The sequence below is a fragment of the Flavobacterium humidisoli genome (assembly GCF_023272795.1).
GTDB lineage: Bacteria > Bacteroidota > Bacteroidia > Flavobacteriales > Flavobacteriaceae > Flavobacterium > Flavobacterium humidisoli.
Genome location: NZ_CP096829.1, coordinates 5,587,069 through 5,603,697, shown reverse-complemented (window position 1 = coordinate 5,603,697; position 16,629 = coordinate 5,587,069). Strand labels below are relative to the sequence as shown.

General features: G+C 33.3%; 16 protein-coding genes. 5 read left to right on the top strand and 11 right to left on the bottom strand.

Translation table 11 applies throughout. The features are described from left to right. Nucleotides 1–2: 2 nt before the first annotated feature. Together M0M44_RS23595 and M0M44_RS23590 are read right to left on the bottom strand one after the other, a co-directional pair. On the bottom strand, nucleotides 3–938 hold the full coding sequence (locus M0M44_RS23595; protein WP_248727939.1) for a DUF6268 family outer membrane beta-barrel protein: 936 nt from the start codon (nucleotides 936–938) through the stop codon (nucleotides 3–5). 172 nt (nucleotides 939–1,110) lie between these two features. Continuing rightward, the gene (locus tag M0M44_RS23590; RefSeq protein ID WP_248727938.1) at nucleotides 1,111–1,629 is read right to left on the bottom strand and encodes a hypothetical protein; all 519 of its coding nucleotides are present in this window, start codon (nucleotides 1,627–1,629) and stop codon (nucleotides 1,111–1,113) included. Nucleotides 1,630–1,819: 190 nt separating this feature from the next. Between M0M44_RS23590 and M0M44_RS23585 the strand changes: the two genes are divergently transcribed. From M0M44_RS23585 to M0M44_RS23575, 3 genes are all read left to right on the top strand, one after another. Beyond that, nucleotides 1,820–3,202, top strand: a complete 1,383-nt coding sequence (locus M0M44_RS23585) for an MATE family efflux transporter (RefSeq protein ID WP_248727937.1) — start codon at nucleotides 1,820–1,822, stop codon at nucleotides 3,200–3,202. Between the two features lie 90 nt (nucleotides 3,203–3,292). After that, nucleotides 3,293–3,520 carry a hypothetical protein gene (locus tag M0M44_RS23580; protein ID WP_095931090.1) on the top strand — a complete coding sequence of 76 codons (228 nt, stop codon included), beginning with the start codon at nucleotides 3,293–3,295 and terminating at the stop codon, nucleotides 3,518–3,520. 37 nt (nucleotides 3,521–3,557) lie between these two features. Further along, a complete protein-coding gene (locus tag M0M44_RS23575) occupies nucleotides 3,558–5,489 on the top strand; it encodes an LTA synthase family protein (RefSeq protein ID WP_248727936.1) in 1,932 nt (643 codons plus the stop codon). A gap of 113 nt (nucleotides 5,490–5,602) precedes the next feature. Here M0M44_RS23575 and meaB read toward each other — a convergent pair whose 3' ends face one another. The 5 genes from meaB to M0M44_RS23550 form a co-directional block, all read right to left on the bottom strand. Further along, entirely contained in the window at nucleotides 5,603–6,700 is a 1,098-nt protein-coding gene (gene meaB, locus M0M44_RS23570; protein ID WP_248727935.1) for a methylmalonyl Co-A mutase-associated GTPase MeaB, read from the bottom strand. A 266-nt stretch (nucleotides 6,701–6,966) separates the two neighbouring features. After that, entirely contained in the window at nucleotides 6,967–7,608 is a 642-nt protein-coding gene (locus M0M44_RS23565) for an NAD(P)-dependent oxidoreductase (RefSeq protein WP_248727934.1), read from the bottom strand. A 57-nt stretch (nucleotides 7,609–7,665) separates the two neighbouring features. Then, nucleotides 7,666–8,073 (bottom strand): Rrf2 family transcriptional regulator, encoded by a 408-nt coding sequence (locus tag M0M44_RS23560; RefSeq protein WP_248727933.1) that lies wholly within the window; start codon nucleotides 8,071–8,073, stop codon nucleotides 7,666–7,668. Between the two features lie 156 nt (nucleotides 8,074–8,229). Beyond that, nucleotides 8,230–8,694: a DoxX family protein gene (locus M0M44_RS23555; protein ID WP_248727932.1), complete on the bottom strand. Its 465-nt coding sequence runs from the start codon at nucleotides 8,692–8,694 to the stop codon at nucleotides 8,230–8,232. Nucleotides 8,695–8,755: 61 nt separating this feature from the next. After that, nucleotides 8,756–9,322, bottom strand: coding sequence for a Crp/Fnr family transcriptional regulator (locus tag M0M44_RS23550; RefSeq protein WP_248727931.1), 567 nt, complete (start codon nucleotides 9,320–9,322; stop codon nucleotides 8,756–8,758). Nucleotides 9,323–9,425: 103 nt separating this feature from the next. Here M0M44_RS23550 and M0M44_RS23545 point away from each other — a divergent pair, with 103 nt between their 5' ends. Further along, on the top strand, nucleotides 9,426–10,337 hold the full coding sequence (locus M0M44_RS23545; protein WP_248727930.1) for an AEC family transporter: 912 nt from the start codon (nucleotides 9,426–9,428) through the stop codon (nucleotides 10,335–10,337). Between the two features lie 113 nt (nucleotides 10,338–10,450). Beyond that, nucleotides 10,451–11,089, top strand: a complete 639-nt coding sequence (locus M0M44_RS23540) for a peroxiredoxin (RefSeq protein ID WP_248727929.1) — start codon at nucleotides 10,451–10,453, stop codon at nucleotides 11,087–11,089. Nucleotides 11,090–11,234: 145 nt separating this feature from the next. Here M0M44_RS23540 and M0M44_RS23535 read toward each other — a convergent pair whose 3' ends face one another. The 4 genes from M0M44_RS23535 to M0M44_RS23520 form a co-directional block, all read right to left on the bottom strand. Continuing rightward, nucleotides 11,235–13,472 (bottom strand): cation:proton antiporter domain-containing protein, encoded by a 2,238-nt coding sequence (locus M0M44_RS23535; protein ID WP_248727928.1) that lies wholly within the window; start codon nucleotides 13,470–13,472, stop codon nucleotides 11,235–11,237. Nucleotides 13,473–13,687: 215 nt separating this feature from the next. Further along, a complete protein-coding gene (purB, locus tag M0M44_RS23530) occupies nucleotides 13,688–15,034 on the bottom strand; it encodes an adenylosuccinate lyase (RefSeq protein WP_248727927.1) in 1,347 nt (448 codons plus the stop codon). A 69-nt stretch (nucleotides 15,035–15,103) separates the two neighbouring features. Next, entirely contained in the window at nucleotides 15,104–15,796 is a 693-nt protein-coding gene (locus M0M44_RS23525; protein WP_248727926.1) for a sterol desaturase family protein, read from the bottom strand. Further along, nucleotides 15,793–16,494 carry an SIR2 family NAD-dependent protein deacylase gene (locus M0M44_RS23520; protein WP_248727925.1) on the bottom strand — a complete coding sequence of 234 codons (702 nt, stop codon included), beginning with the start codon at nucleotides 16,492–16,494 and terminating at the stop codon, nucleotides 15,793–15,795. The genes M0M44_RS23525 and M0M44_RS23520 overlap by 4 nt, the downstream gene beginning before the upstream one ends. Nucleotides 16,495–16,629: the final 135 nt, after the last annotated feature.

Below are 16,629 nucleotides of genomic sequence, written 5' to 3'. Positions count from 1 at the left end.
CTCTAGAATTTCCATTTTAGAGCTATTGCTCCATAAAAGGTAGTGGTGAATTTTGGATCTGCAATATCTTTTTCCTTAAAGATTTCTTTAATTTTTCGGTTAGTCGTCGAAAAACTTCGAACAAGAGTAGTTCCGCCAGTTGGTTCTAAAATCCAATGTTTTCCTAATTTCATCTGAGGTCTTAAGCCTGCAATTATTTGCTGATATCCTAATAATGTAGATTTATTTCCAATTTTGGTTTCAGCTGTCATTCCGCTTAATTCGGCTACTGCTTTTAGGTCAAAATGATCAGACATTCGATAACCTATTTCTACACCTTCTGGAAAAGCAACTTTAAAATGTAAAGCGCCAGTAGATTCCCAGTTAAAATAAATTCCAGGAAGAACCATTGGGACACCAAAACTATTAGTTAAAACAGGACCTGCACCCAAAGCCAATTTAGGATTAAATTGTTTGATAAAAAGAATTCCCCCTTGAATCAGGACATCATCTTTATTAATTTCGACCATGTCTGTATAAACACCAACGGAAGCCATTATTAATAAAGACCACGAAGGAGAAATGGAGCGTAAATGCTTAACTCCAATTTGTGTATTGAGTAATTCATTCGGGAATCCGCTTTGAAATTCTACTGGTAAATCTTGGATATTGTAGTTTCTGTTTTCCATTTTGGCGTAACTGCCATTAAAAAATACAGACCAGAGTTTTGGATGATCGTATTTATCCATTTTTAAAGATAGTGGCACTTCAAAAGCGATCTGTGCTCTTTTAAAATTGCTTTCAGCATTTGTTTTAGTACTGTCTATTGGCCTTACATATCTAGAAAATGGGACAAAATCGAGTTTAAATTCGCCTGAGATTCCTGATTGTGAGCGTGCAGCAACTGTGGCAAGTAAAAAAAGTAAAAGTTGCGATAGATAAAAGATTGTTTTGTTCATGATTTGATTAAATTTTCTGCGAATTACCGCGTTCCAAATCAATCCTGAAAAATCATTTGACTACTAGCGCTTTTGTTTTGACCAATGGTATATTATAAAAATAAAAAACCCGACAGACTCTCCAGACTGTCGGGTTTTTACCAAAAACAAAATAATAAATTAAACCTATTTTTTATAGTTTAAAACCATAAGCAACACGCAATGCTACTTGATTGGTTCTAAAATCATGATAATCTTCGTAACGAACACTTAAGTCGATGTACTTGTTGGCATAACCAATTCCTGGAGCCCATAAAAAAGTTGTTTTATCGTAACCATTTGTTACCGCAAAACCAGCACCCAATTCTCCTAAAACATAAAATTGATCTTTTAAGACAAAAGCTTTAAAACCAGCTTTGGCCGGAATAAATCCAAGATCTTTTACGTTATTTCCAAGTTCATCTTTCCCCATAAATAAATTTGTAAATCCCGTTGTTAAGGTTAATGATGTTTTTTTAGAAAGATCGTACTGTAAACGTACATCTCCACCAAGAGACCAGTCATAATCGTTATCAGTTGGAATACCTCCATTTAATCCGACTCCTAATCTAAAACCCTGATCGTAATTTTCTACTCCGCTCTCTTGAGCAAAAGTTGTGTTGGCAAATAAAAACGTGAACGCAGCTAGGCATAACATCTGTAATTTTTTCATGGCTTATATTTTTGAAATTTCTATGTTGTAAAATTATAAGCAAGGCATTTGGACTTTGTTATACAATTTTTAAAAATCGTTACATAATATTGAGTTCGTCTTATTTTTGTCTTAAAATTGGGATATATTTTTATTGATAGGATAGAATTCGAAGCTTCTGATTATCTTTGCCAACTAAAAAAGAATATCAGTGAATTTGAAGCAGTACACCAAAGAGTTTTCGTATAATTTAAGACTAGCCTATCCCGTAATTTTGGGTATGGTCGGACATACTTTAATTGGTATTGTCGATAATATAATGGTTGGTAAAATTGGAAGTACAGAATTGGCGGCAGTTTCACTTGGTAATAGTATGATTTTTATTGCAATGTCTTTAGGAATCGGGTTTTCTACAGCCATTACGCCAATCGTTGCCGAAGGCGATGCAGAGAAAAACGATACCAAAATTCGTTCTGCTTTTCATCATGGATTATTTCTATGTACCATTCTAGGACTGGTACTTTTTACCGTTATCATGTTTGCTAAACCCATTATGGAATTGTTAAAACAGCCAGAAGATGTTATTGTACTTGCAAAACCGTATTTAGGATGGGTAGCTTTTTCTCTCATTCCGCTTGTGATGTATCAGGGGTATAAGCAATTTGCAGACGGAATGTCTTTGACAAAATATTCCATGTATGCGATGGTAATGGCAAATGTACTTCACGTAGGTATAAATTATGTTTTGATTTACGGAATCTGGATTTTTCCAAAAATGGGAATTATTGGTGCAGCATTAGGAACCGTAATTTCAAGAATATTTTTGGTAATGTTCATGCATATTATGCTTTCGCGAAGAGATGATTTAAAGCGATTTTTTAAAGGTTTTAGTTTTAATGAAATCAAAAAAACTATGATCAAAAAAATTATAAGCATCGGATTTCCTTCTGCAATGCAAATGCTTTTTGAAGTGGTTTTATTTACGGCTTCAATCTGGCTTTGCGGGAACATCGGAAAAACAAGTCAGGCAGCCAATCAGATTGCTTTGAGTTTGGCTTCGATGACTTTTATGTTTGCAATGGGATTAAGCGTAACTTCTATGGTGCGTGTCAGCAATCAGAGAGGTTTAATGGATTATAAAAAGCTAATTGTTGTTGCACGTTCTATCTTTTTGCTTGCTATAATCTTAGAGACTCTTTTTGCAATCTTCTTTATTATTTTCCATGATTATCTTCCATATATTTTCTTAAACATGGAAAATACAGGGCAGATTTTAGATAACGAAGAAGTTATTGGTATTGCCTCAAAACTGCTTTTAATTGCAGCTGTTTTCCAGATTTCTGACGGAATTCAAGTTGTGGTTCTGGGCGCTTTACGCGGATTGCAAGACGTAAAAGTGCCAATGTACATTACTTTTGTAGCGTATTGGGTTATTGGTTTTCCGATTTCATATTATTTAGGAGAACATACAGAACTGAAAGCGCAGGGAGTTTGGGTTGGACTTTTGGCAGGTTTGACCGCAGCGGCAATTTGTCTTTATATTCGTTTTCATTACTTGACAAAGAGATTAATTGAGAAATCAGATATAGAATAATTAAATTTGAAAAAAAAATTTCACTGATTTTGAAGATTAAAACAAGTGAAATCAGCAAATAATAATCAATTACTAAAAAAATAGACATATATGGAATTACCTAAATTTTTACTTGGAGATAACACAGATTTTCCAGACGATATTTTTATCATTCACTTAGATTATCCAAGATTTATAATCAATTTGAAAGATGATGAGGTTGAGTTCTTAGAAGAAGCTGAAGATCTTGACGAAGCAGAATTAAATGCCGAAATGGAAGATTTAATTGAAAAAGCAAATGAGTTTTATGACAGAGAAATAAACCGTTACGAAGAGTAATTTGTTTGTCTGATTTTACGTTCTTATAACTATCCTAATGAAAAACTTACGTTTCTTAAAACCGATTTTTAGTTTCATCGCAATCGGATTACTGATTACAACTCTAAGTCGAGTATTTTTATTTTTTCTTTTTAAAGAAAGAGTTGTTCAAACACCAGATTTCTGGTATATTTTTCCAATCGGTCTTCGAATGGATTTGATATTACTTTGCTATTTGTCGTTTCTTCCGGCACTACTGATTACCTTTTTGCCGAATAAATGGATAAAATTTACCAATAAATTTCTGGTAATTTATAGTTTTCTTTTTCTGTTTTTAATTCTTTTTGTAGAATTAGCCTCGCCAGATTTTGTAAAACAATATGATACACGTCCAAATAAGATTTTCTTAGATTATCTTATTTATCCAAAGGAAGTAGTAGGAATGCTTTTAAAAAGTTATCTGACTTCTATAATCGTAACATTCCTAATTTTAGGAGTTGCGCTTTATTTTGCTGTCAAAAAAGGAAGACAATTGTTCTATACTTCAAGCGCAGAATACAAATTCAAGTTAATGATATTTCCATTATTGGCTTTTTTATTGTTTTTTGGAGCACGTTCTAGTCTAACTTCAAAGCGACCTATTAATGCGAGTAATGCTGTTTTTTCTACCGACCAATTAACAAATGCTCTTGGATTAAATTCATTTTATACGGTTGCTTTTGCTGCTTATTCAATTAAGAACGAAGGAAATACCAAAATGTATGGTAAAATGGATGAAAACGAAGCAATTGCTCGTGTAAAAAAATACATGATCGCTGGTCCAAATGATTTTACAGATAAAGAAATTCCGTTTTTACATGTACAGCAACCCGATTCTTTATTGAAGAAGCCCTATAATTTAGTAATCTTTTTGCAAGAAAGTTTAGGCGCAGAGTATGTTGGAATTTTAGGAGGAAAACCTTTAACGCCAGAATTTGATAAATTATCGAAAGAAGGAACATTATTTACCAATTTATATTGCACAGGAACCAGAAGTGTCCGCGGAATTGAAGCAGTAGTGACTGGGTTTTTGCCTTCGCCATCTGAAAGTGTCGTAAGATTAGGAAATTCACAGCAAGGCTTTTTTACATTAGCAGATGCTTTAAAACAAAAAGGCTACGACACAAGTTTCATTTACGGTGGAATGGCCAATTTTGATAATATGGCATCATTTTTTAATGGAAATGGTTTCCAAGATATTGTCGATCAAACCGATTTTGAATCTGATGGGAATAAATATGCTTTTAAAGGAACTTGGGGATATTCTGATGAAGATTTGGTAACCAAAGCCAATCAGTATTTTAAATCAAAAGGAGACAAACCGTTTTTCTCTTTAATGTTCTCGACTTCAAATCACGAACCTTTTGAATATCCAGCGGGAAGAATTAAACCTTATGATAAAAAGCCTAATACGGTAAATAATGCCATGAAATATGCTGATTTCTCTATTGGAAAATTCTTTGAAATGGCAAAAAAAGAGGCTTACTTTAAAAACACAATTTTCATTGTAATCGCAGATCATAATACAAGAACATACGGCAAAAATTTAGTTCCAATAAACAAATTCCATATTCCAGCATTTATTATGGGGCCAGGAGTTCCAAAAGGAGCAGTTTATGACAGACTGGCAAGTCAGATTGATATTCCACCTACATTGTTAAGTTACTTAGGCCTTCCGTTTGAAACACCAATGGTAGGTAGAAATTTAAGCAAACTTGATCCGAAAGTACAAGGAAGATCTATTATGCAGTTTAATGATATCAATGCATTTAGAGTAGAAAATCAGGTTGTAATCATGCAGCCAAATTTGAAGCCATTGCAATTTGAAATCAAAAATGATACGACTTTAATTCCGGTTAAATTAAATGAAGAATTAGCTAAAGATGCTTTGGCGCATGTAATTACAGCTGGAAATTTGTATAAGGAAAGTAAGTATAAATTAAGACGCTAAGATTCTAAGATACTAAGGTTCTAAGTTTTTTATATACTGTCAGTTTGATCAGAGAACTGCAGACAAAACTAGACAATTTCCTAAATTAAAATCTTAGCAACTTAGTATCTTAGTCACTTAGAATCTTTAGAAAAATATAATTTCAATAATTCAGAAGCAGCTGCAAAAGGTGAAATCTCATTTTTTTGCACTGCTTTTTTATTTTGTTCTAAAAGCGAAATAATTTCTGGCTGATTATAGAAGTTCTGCTTTAATTGTTCATTTATGGTTTCCATCATCCAAAAATGATTTTGTTCGTTTCTTTTTTCGTCGAAAAATCCGCTTTCTTTAGTTAATTCAAAATAATCAGAAATAGTATTCCAGACTTCAGGAATCCCGTCTTTTGTTAGCGAACTGCAAGTGGTAACTTTGGGTTGCCAATTTGATTTTTTTGATGGAAATAAATGTAAAGCTCTATTGAATTCAAGTTTGGCCTGATTTGCTTTTTTTATATTATCACCGTCTGCTTTGTTGATTACAATCGCATCAGCCATTTCCATAATACCTCGTTTGATGCCTTGGAGTTCATCGCCTGCACCAGAAATTTTTAAAAGTAAAAAGAAATCGACCATACTGTGAACAGCAGTTTCGCTTTGGCCAACACCAACAGTTTCTATAATAATAGTATCAAAACCTCCGGCTTCACAAAGAATAATTGTTTCTCGGGTTTTTCGAGCTACACCGCCCAAAGTTTCACCAGAAGCACTTGGTCTGATAAAAGCATTTTCATCTTTAACCAATTCTTCCATTCTGGTTTTGTCGCCCAAAATACTTCCGTGCGAAAGCGAACTGCTAGGGTCGACTGCTAGAACCGCTACTTTTTTTCCTAACGCAGTAAGTTGTTTTCCAAAAGCTTCAATAAAAGTACTTTTTCCAACACCGGGAACGCCTGTAATTCCAATTCGAATAGATTTATTGGCATGAGCCAAACAGCCTTGAATGACTTCGCCAGCTTTTTCAAAATGATCTGGATTGGTGCTTTCAATTAAAGTAATGGCACGGCTTAAGGAAGTTCTATTTCCTTCTAAAATTCCACTAATTAATTCTTGAGAAGAGGGTTGTTGTCTGCGTTTGCTTTTAATTTGATTGATAGCCAAAATATTGGTGATTTCGGGTGGTGAAATTCCAGCTTTTTCAGATATGCTACCAGTTTGTTTATTAGAATTTGACAAAACGCACTTTTTAGAAATGTAAAAGTACAGAAAACAAAAACAGTTTCAAAAAGTTAGTTCGCCACGAATTACACGAATTTCCACTAATTTGTTATTCTCAAAAGGAGCAAAAATAAGTTTGCCACGAATTCACGGATTTTCTTTTTAAAATCTTTGATATTATTTTTTCAAATTAATTCGAATAATAATATCCGATATAGTTTTTCAAAAGAAAATCCGTGAATTCGTGGCAAAAAAACTTAGAATCTTAGTGTCTTAGTATCTTTTTAATATCCAGCTGTAAATCTAACTTGATGGTGTTTTGGAGTTTCTACTTCATCGGCAATAACAACAGCTAGATCTTCTACAGATAAAATACTTCTCTGCTCATCGTTAAAAACCGGATTTTCTAATCCTAAACGATATTTTCCTGTTCTTCCTGTTGTAATTCCGCCATGCATTTCAAAAGCAGGACTAAAAAATGCCCAATCTAAATCTTTTTCTTCCTTAATTACATTTAAATAATCTCTTGCCGCCGTAGCTCCTGCATAAAATTCTTTTGGAAAATCTGGAGTATCAACTGCTTGTAAACCTGGAGCTACAAACAAACTGCCGCCCCCGCCAATAGTAATAAAACGTTTTACGCCCGATTTTTTAACTGCTTCTTGAATAGCTTTAGAACCTGCTAAAAATTCATCATAGATGTTTGGGTTTGTCCATCCTGGATTATAAGCATTCACTACAGCATCGTGGCCTTTTAAAATTTCTGCCAATGCGTCTACATTAAAAATATCTGCAGCAACCCAAGTGGCGTTTGCAGTATCTTTTGGAGTTCTTGCGATTGCAGTAATTTCATGTTTTCTATCTGCTAATTCGTTTAAAATTGCTGAGCCAACAAATCCTGTTGCTCCAATAATTGCTATTTTCATAATATATAAATTTATTTAGTAATAAAAAATATTACAGTTTTGGCTAAAAAAATAGTTTTAAAATTGATTCGAAAAATCTTCCAATGAAATTCCTTCCAGCTGTGTGCTAACTTTTTGGTTCATTTCGCTGTATAAAGCCTCTAAATGCTGATTGATGTTTTTTCCAACAGGACAATCAGGATTCGGCTGATTTTTGGCAAAACCTAAACCAATAGTTTCAAAGGTCATTTCGAATATTTGTTTTAAAGTAAGCTCGGCAGCATTAACTGCCAATTTTGTACCGCCATTTTTTCCTTCTTTACTTTCTACAACATGATGAGCTTTTAAGTTGGCAATTTCTTTTCGAACCAAAACAGGATTTAAATTAATACTTCCTGCAATAAACTCCGATGACAAAAAATCATTTGGGAATTTATGGAGCAAAGTAAGAATGTGAATCGTTATGGCAAATTTACCTGAAATCATACTGTAATAAAATATGTTACAAATGTAAGTGGCTTTTTTGAAATAAAAAAAAGTTTTAACTAAAAATTAATTTTTGGCAGTTAAAAGTCACTTAACCAGTTAAAAGCGAAAAAAATGCACATCATTAAATTGAATGATGCGCATTTTCCTGATTGACTATTTTGATTTTTGATTATTCCTAATAGAAGAAAAATATACCCAAAGTATAAAAAAAAGTTGCATTGGTATTCTAAGCCATAAATAGGAAAGGCCTTTGCCTGTATAGTCTGCAGTTTGCAAATTGATATTTTTACTAGCTGCATAAATGTTAGCCGGAAGTAGCAGTATAAAAAATAAAATAAGCAAATTTCCGGTAAGCACTTTGGTACTTGGCAATAGGAGTCCAATTGCAGCGACTAATTCTATAATTCCTGTAGCCAGTACAATGGCGTTTGCCCAAGGTAAAAAAGAAATCATCATTGCCATTCCTTTCGTAAAGACAAAATGACCTATAGCTGTAAATACTAGCATAAGTGCCATGGCAACGCTTCCTGAGAATGATAGTTCAAGTCGTTTGGTTGTAAGCCAGATAATAAGTAGAGTTGCAGTAAAAGCACCAAATAATACAATTAAGGTTTCCATATCTTTCTGTTTTTATTATACAAAGTTGCACAGTAAAGAAACCTAAAACAATGAACCTGGGTTAAGAAATGCGCTTTCTAATTCGGCTTAAAGCTTGTGGAGTAATACCGATATAAGAAGCAAGGTATTTTTGAGGTATTTTTTGAATTAATTGAGGTTGCTCTGTAAATAAATTAAGGTATCGCTGTTCTGCAGAATCATTTAGTAACGACAATTCTCTTTTTGATTTTTTAAGAAATAATACTTCGCTTGCCAAACGGCCGATAGTATTGCCGATTTCGGTTTTGGCATAAATATACTGAAGATCATTATAAGAGATACGCCATAATATGGTATCTGCAAGAGTTTCAATAGTATAATTTACTGGTAATCGGGTAATAAAGGAGTCGTAACCGCTTGTAAATTCGCCATCAAATACAAAAGTAAAAGTAAGATCTTTATTTTCTGAAGGAATGTAATATCTAACGATTCCTTTTTCTATAAAGGAAAGGTAACTTTCAACGTGGCCAATATGGAGAATTGCCGTTTTCTTTGAAAATTCCTGACGGATAAGTTTTGACGAAAAGATATTCCAGTCTTCATCAGAAAGTTTTACCATTCGTTCTAAATTGTCTCGTATTTGCTGCATTACTTTTTTTTAATATTTAAAAGTAACAAAAAACTTAAAGAAGTGCTATAATTTGTTCAGCATCGCAATTTATAAATTCCTATTTTTGTGCGTAAGCCATCATATGAACAACTTTATACTAATATTTTTCTTTCTTTCGCTAGGTTTAGTTTTACAACACTTAAAACAGTTTCCTACTCCTATTTATAAGACGCTCAATAAAATTGTTATTTATTTCTGTCTTCCTGCGATTACTTTATATCATATTCCAAAGATAAAATGGAGCAGTGAGTTGCTGTTTCCAATAGGAGCGGGGTGGATTACTTATATTTTAGCTTTTATTTTTTTTCATTTTTTGGGAAGAAGAAATGGCTGGTCGAATAAACTGATTGGATGTTTGATTCTAACAGCGGGATTAAGTAACAGTTCTTTTCTTGGTTATCCGATTATTGAAGCTTTGTTTGGTAAGAAAGGTTTAGAAACGGCTGTATTGGTTGATCAGCCTGGGACTTTTGTTGTTGTATCGACACTTGGTGTTTTTACTGCGGCTTTTTATTCAAAAGGAAGCCCAGATGCTTTCGGGATTTTCAAGAAGATTATTTTGTTTCCCCCTTTCATAATGTTTGTTGTCGCTTGTTTAATGAATATTTTTCAAGTTGATTTAAATGAAAATCTTCAATCAGCATTATTAAAAATTGGAAGTTTGGTAACCCCTTTAGCTTTGCTTTCGGTTGGTTTGCAGTTAACTTTCGATAGAAAAAGCCAGCATTGGAAATTTTTGCGACTGGGGCTTTTCTTTAAACTCCTTTTAATTCCTTTTGTGATTTTTGTTCTTTACGTTTTCATTTTTAACCAGCATTCTGAAGTTATAAAAATTACTATAATGGAAACCGCTATGGCGCCAATGATAACAGGCGCAATATTAGCCTCAACATACGGATTGAAACCAAAATTAAGCAGTATGATGATTGGTTTTGGGATACCGATTTCGTTTGTAACGCTTGCTTTTTGGTACTTCATTCTAAGTTTTATCTAAGAGTAAAATACTAATTATATCGACAAAGTAGAATTTTAACTTTTTTTTACCTTTTAAATGTTTTCTAAATGCATTTTTTGGTTAATTTTAGAGGAACTAAAAAAATATAAATTATGTCAACATTAAGATTAGGTGATATAGCTCCAGATTTTCAGGCAGAAACCACACAAGGACCAATTAATTTTCACGAATGGTTAGGAGATTCTTGGGGTGTTTTATTTTCTCATCCAGCAGATTTCACACCGGTTTGTACTACTGAATTAGGAACTGTAGCGAACTATGTTCCAGAATTTCAAAAAAGAAATACTAAGGTTATTGCTTTGAGTGTAGACGGTTTAGACTCGCACAAAGAGTGGATTAAAGATATTAACGAAACTCAAAATACAGAAGTAAATTTCCCAATTATTGCTGATGAGGATAAAAAAGTAGCAAATCTGTATGATATGCTTCATCCAAATGCAAGTGATAAATTTACAGTGCGTTCTGTTTTTGTTATCGGTCCAGATAAAAAAATCAAACTGACTTTAACGTACCCAGCTTCTACAGGAAGAAATTTTGATGAATTACTTCGTGTAATTGATAGCTTACAATTGACAGCAAACTACAGCGTTGCAACTCCTGCAAACTGGAAAGATGGAGAAGATGTAGTAATTGCACCAGCAATTCCAGACAGCGACATTCCAGCGAAATTCCCAAAAGGACATACACCAATTAAACCTTATTTACGTTTGACACCACAGCCGAATAAGTAATTTTTGAGGTGCTAAAATACTGAGATGCTAAGGTTCTAAGTTTTTAGCTTAATTCCTTCTAAACTTTATAACAGAAAAAGCGGTAAGATTCATAAATTAAAATCTTACCGCTTTTTCTGTTTTTTTGCCTTAGTCCCTTAGAATCTTACTTGGCTGCCAACAAAGTATTCATTTTTTTCTTGTCTCCTACAACCCACAGAATATCATTTTTCTCTAAGATTAGACTTGATTCTGGGTTTAAGATGCGATTTCCGTTTCGTTCAATTCCTACTACCATTCCATCTGTTTTGGCTCTGAATTGTCCAATGCTTTTTTGAATAAATTCGTCTTGTGAAACTTCAAGCTGACGTAAAACAATATTCGTTTCTTCTACTTTTGTAGGTGGTTCTGTTTCATTTTGAGTTAAGAATTTTGTGAATTCTGTAATTTGAGCATCGGTTCCAATTACGCAAATTTCGTCACTTGGAAATAAACGTTCGGTTTTGGTAGGAATCGGAATTGTGACTTCTCCTCGTTTAATGTAAGCGATATTAATTCCTAATTGCTCACGAATTTTAAGTTCTTGTAAAGTTTGTCCAACCAGATTCGATTCTTTTTTAATTTCGAAGAAAGACATGTGTCCGTCCCATGGCATTAAATTAGCATATCTTCTGTCGATTTTTTTGTTCTCACGATCGTTAAGATTTTTTAAAAAGTGACTTTCAATTCTATGGTATTGCTCGTTTAATTTTTTAGGAAAAATTTGGTAAGCTCCAATTGCAATAATCAGGGCGACGAAAGCAACCAAAGGAGAGAAGAAAATATTCAATAAAAACCCAACAAAGAATAGACCAAGGCTCATTCTAATCAAAATAAGCATTAAAAGTGCGCCACGATATTTGCGTTCTTCCCAAAGAGTTTCAACTTCATCTACTTTTACACGACGAAGCGAAAGTGCCCATAAAAAGGGTGCAATTACAACCAAAGTCAGTAAAGCGGCCAAAGTATTTCCAAATCTTGTATCGGCTACTAAAGGTGCTACAAATTTGGATGACAATAATATGATAGCAGTAATAATGATCGTATGAAGAACAATTTGTGTAATCGAAGAACGAAGAACAATCTGCCAAGTGCTTACAGATTTAATAGCTTGCGCATTCACACTATAACGGTTAATATTTTTAACCCATCTTTTAGGCATTTTTGCTTCTAAAAATAGTGCAAATCTCTCCGAATATTTAATTAAAAATGGAGTAGTAAATGTTGTAATTGCAGATACTGCAACAATAATAGGATATAGGAAATCGCTGGTAACTTTTAAAGTCATTCCAAGAGTTGCAATAATAAAAGAGAACTCTCCAATTTGTGCCAAACTCATTCCGGTTTGAACAGATTGTTTTAAAGGTTGGCCAGAAATTAAAGCTCCGATAGAAGAACTGAATGCTTTTCCGAATATGGTCAATAAAGTGATTATAGCCACCGGAAGTGCATAATTAACCAATGTTATAGGGTTGATTAACATTCCTACCGATACAAAGAAAACAGCACCAAAGAAATCTTTTACTGGCTGAATTAAATGCTCAATTTTTTCTGCCATTGTAGTTTCAGCAATAATAGATCCCATAATGAAAGCGCCTAAAGCTGGAGAGAAACCAACATTTGAAGCAAAAATCACCATCATTAAACATAAGGCTAATGAGATTATTAAGAGCATTTCGTCTGTTAAGAGATGTTTTGCTTTCTTGAAAATAGTTGGAATAATAAAGATTCCTCCTAAAAACCAGATAATTAAAAAGAAAACAAGTTTTAAAACAGATTGTAATAATGCAGTTCCAGAAACCTGATCGCTTACAGCAATAGTTGATAATAAAACAAGCATCAAGATGGCAACGATATCTTCTACAATTAAAGCTCCGAAAACAATCCCGACGAATTTTTTTCCTTTAACTCCCAATTCGTCAAAAGCTCTAATAATAATGGTTGTGGATGAAATAGAAAGTGTGGCTCCTAAGAAAATACTATCCATTTTCCCCCAGCCCATCCATTGCCCGACGCAATAACCAATTACGGTCATAAATAGAATCTGGGTTATGGCGGTAACAGACGAAGTTCCTCCAACCTTCATTAGTTTCTTAAAGCTGAATTCGAGTCCTAAACTGAAAAGTAAAAATATAACCCCGATTTCGGCCCAGACTTCAACACTTTTCATGTCGGTTATTGAGGGGAAAAAATCAAAATGGTTTCCAGCCAAAAAACCTGCGATCAGGTAGCCTAAAACCAAAGGTTGTTTCAATCTTCTAAATAATAGAACGGCAATTGCGGCAGTCATTAGGATTAAACCTAAATCACTAATTAAAGGTTGTAAGTGGTGTGTACTTTCAGCAGCGGCGCTTAGTGCAATCATATGTGGTATTTTAGTTTCAGTGAGCTTGATCCAGCTTTTTATTTAAAGTGTTTTGTTCAAACTCTGGCTTTCTAAACAAAAAGACTTTTTTAATATAATTCACTGAACTTCAACTAAAATAAAGTTAAGTGAAGTAATCTGGACTACTCCGGGTTAAATAAAAAAAGCTATCTCGATAAAGATAGCTTTTTTTGATAAAATATTTGGTGTTTTTCTTAAATTCCTGTGTAGTTACTAGGTGTTATCGCTAATAATTCTGCTCTAACTGCATCTGAAACTTCCAAGGTTGCAATGAAATTATGAATCGCATTTTTATCAATTGCTTCATTCGTTCTAGTCAAACCTTTTAGAGCTTCGTATGGATTTGGATAAGCTTCGCGACGTAAAATAGTCTGAATAGCTTCGGCCACAACAGCCCAGTTTTTCTCTAAATCTTCAGCAAATTTGCTTTCATTTAAAAGCAACTTGTTCAAACCTTTTAAAGTTGCTTCAAAAGCAATAATTGTATGTCCAAAAGGAACTCCAACATTACGTAAAACAGTACTGTCAGTTAAATCGCGCTGTAATCTTGAAACAGGAAGTTTTGCCGATAAATGTTCAAAAATAGCATTTGCAATTCCTAAGTTTCCTTCAGAATTTTCAAAATCGATTGGGTTTACTTTATGAGGCATTGCAGACGAACCAATTTCTCCAGCTTTAATTTTTTGCTTAAAGTAATCCATTGAAACATACGTCCAAATATCACGATCTAAATCGATAAGAATGGTGTTGATTCTTTTTAAAGCATCAAAGAAAGCTGCAAAATGATCGTAATGTTCAATTTGAGTTGTTGGGAAAGAATGTTTTAAACCAAGATCGGTTTCAACAAATTTGTTTCCGAATTGTTTCCAGTCAATTTGCGGATATGCAACGTGGTGCGCATTAAAGTTTCCTGTTGCTCCTCCAAATTTAGCTGCAAACGGAATATTAAATAGCAAACGTAATTGTTCTTCTAAACGTTCTACGAAAACCAAAATCTCTTTTCCTAAACGAGTAGGAGAGGCTGGTTGTCCGTGCGTACGTGCTAGCATTGGAATGTCTTTCCATTCAACACTTAATTCTTTTAATTTTGCAATTACAGCAATTAAGGTTGGCATATAAACTTGCTCAAACGCTTCTTTTGTAGAAAGCGGAATTGCAGTGTTATTAATATCTTGAGATGTTAATCCGAAGTGAATGAACTCTTTGTATTGAGATAAACCTAATTTCTCAAAAGCATCTTTAATGAAGTATTCAACCGCTTTTACATCGTGGTTGGTTACTTTCTCTGTCTCTTTAATCCAAAGGGCATCTTCAGTAGAAAAGTTTTTGTAGATATTTCTCAAGCTTTCAAACAAACTTGAGTCAATACCTTGCAGTTGAGGCAATGGAATTTGGCATAAAGCAATGAAGTATTCCACTTCAACCAAAACGCGGTATTTTATTAAAGCTTCTTCAGAGAAGAAAGGTGCTAAATTTTGAGTTTTATTTCTATATCTTCCATCAATTGGCGATATAGCATTCAATTCGTTTAGAGTAGTCATTATGATGTCGTTTTTTCGAAAGGTGCAAATATAAGCTATTGTTAAAACTTCTGAAAGCTATATTGATGCTTAAATTATGGTTTTGAAAATTTTATCCCAGATTGTAAAGTAAAAACCGTAATTGTGAGATTCATTTTTATGATGATCATTATGAAATTTAGTAGTCGAAATCCATTTTGTGAAGTAATTTTTATACCAAAAAGATGGAAATATGTCTTTTTTTAAATGTCCAAATATTCCATAAGAAAGATTTAGAATCAAATAAATAATGATACTCAGATAATTAAACTTTAAAATCGTAATTAAAAACAGCCATATAAAACCAAAACCTAGAGTTTCCATGGGATGAAGCACATACAAACTATAAACATTCGTTTCAACATGAGTATGATGCAGTTTATGAATGGGATAAAGCCATTTTAAATGATGAACCAGAAAATGAAAAAGGAACATAAAAAGATCCATTAAAAGAATTAATAAAAGTGTATCAAAAATGATAAGTTTTAAGGATCCAGAAAAATCTATTTTCAAGATTCCGTAACGGTATAATTCAAATCCTATTAAAGTGATGAGCGTGTTGCAAAGTAGGGTAGAAAACACCCATTTTCGATCTTTATTCTTTAAAAAGGTATTTTCAGATTCGATTGCTTTTCCAATTAAAACAGATAAACCTACTAACGCTGCATTTTCTATTAAAAAGAAAACAAAGAGCCAGAATATATGAAACTGAAATAACTGTTGTAACCCGCTTTCAAAAATCATGTTGTTTTTTCTAAGATCAGTAATTTTTCTCTTAAATCTGAGACTCCTTCAGAAGCAAATTTGGCAATGGTTTCGATTTTATTTCGAAGGTTCGGAATCGAAATTGGTTTCGGATCAATATAAAAAACAGGTGTTGTACTTGGTGTATAAGAAATTAAGCCAGCAGCTGGATAAACTTGCAGTGAAGTTCCGATTACAGCAAAATAATCTGCTGTTTCTGTAATGTCAATAGCTTCTTCGAGTGCAGGAACTTCTTCGCCAAACCAAACAATATGAGGGCGCAATTGATGTCCGTTTGTATCTAAATCTCCAGTAAGCAAATCTTCTGTCCAATCTAAAATCAAATTTTTATTCTGTGTGCTTCGCGCTTTTAATAATTCGCCATGCAAATGCAAAACATTTGTGCTTCCCGCACGTTCGTGTAAATCATCAACATTTTGAGTGATAATTTGTACGTCAAAATCTTTTTCCAATTCAGCCAAAATGATATGTCCAAGATTTGGGTTTACTTCTTTTAACTGTTGGCGTCTTTTGTTGTAAAAATCGAGAACCAATTCCTGATTTTTATGCCAGCCTTCTGGAGTTGCAACTTCCATTACATCATGCCCTTCCCATAAACCATCACTATCTCGAAAAGTTTTAATTCCGCTCTCGGCACTTATTCCTGCTCCTGTTAAAATAACAAGTTTCTTTTTCATTTTCAGTTTAATTAAAAGATAAAAATAGTGATTTCTTTGTTCAAATGTCTAGTAAATGCAAAGCATTAATAATGCTTTTTTATAGAAAATAAAGGGTATTTATACTCTTTGCCTCTCGTTCTAAATTACTTAGTT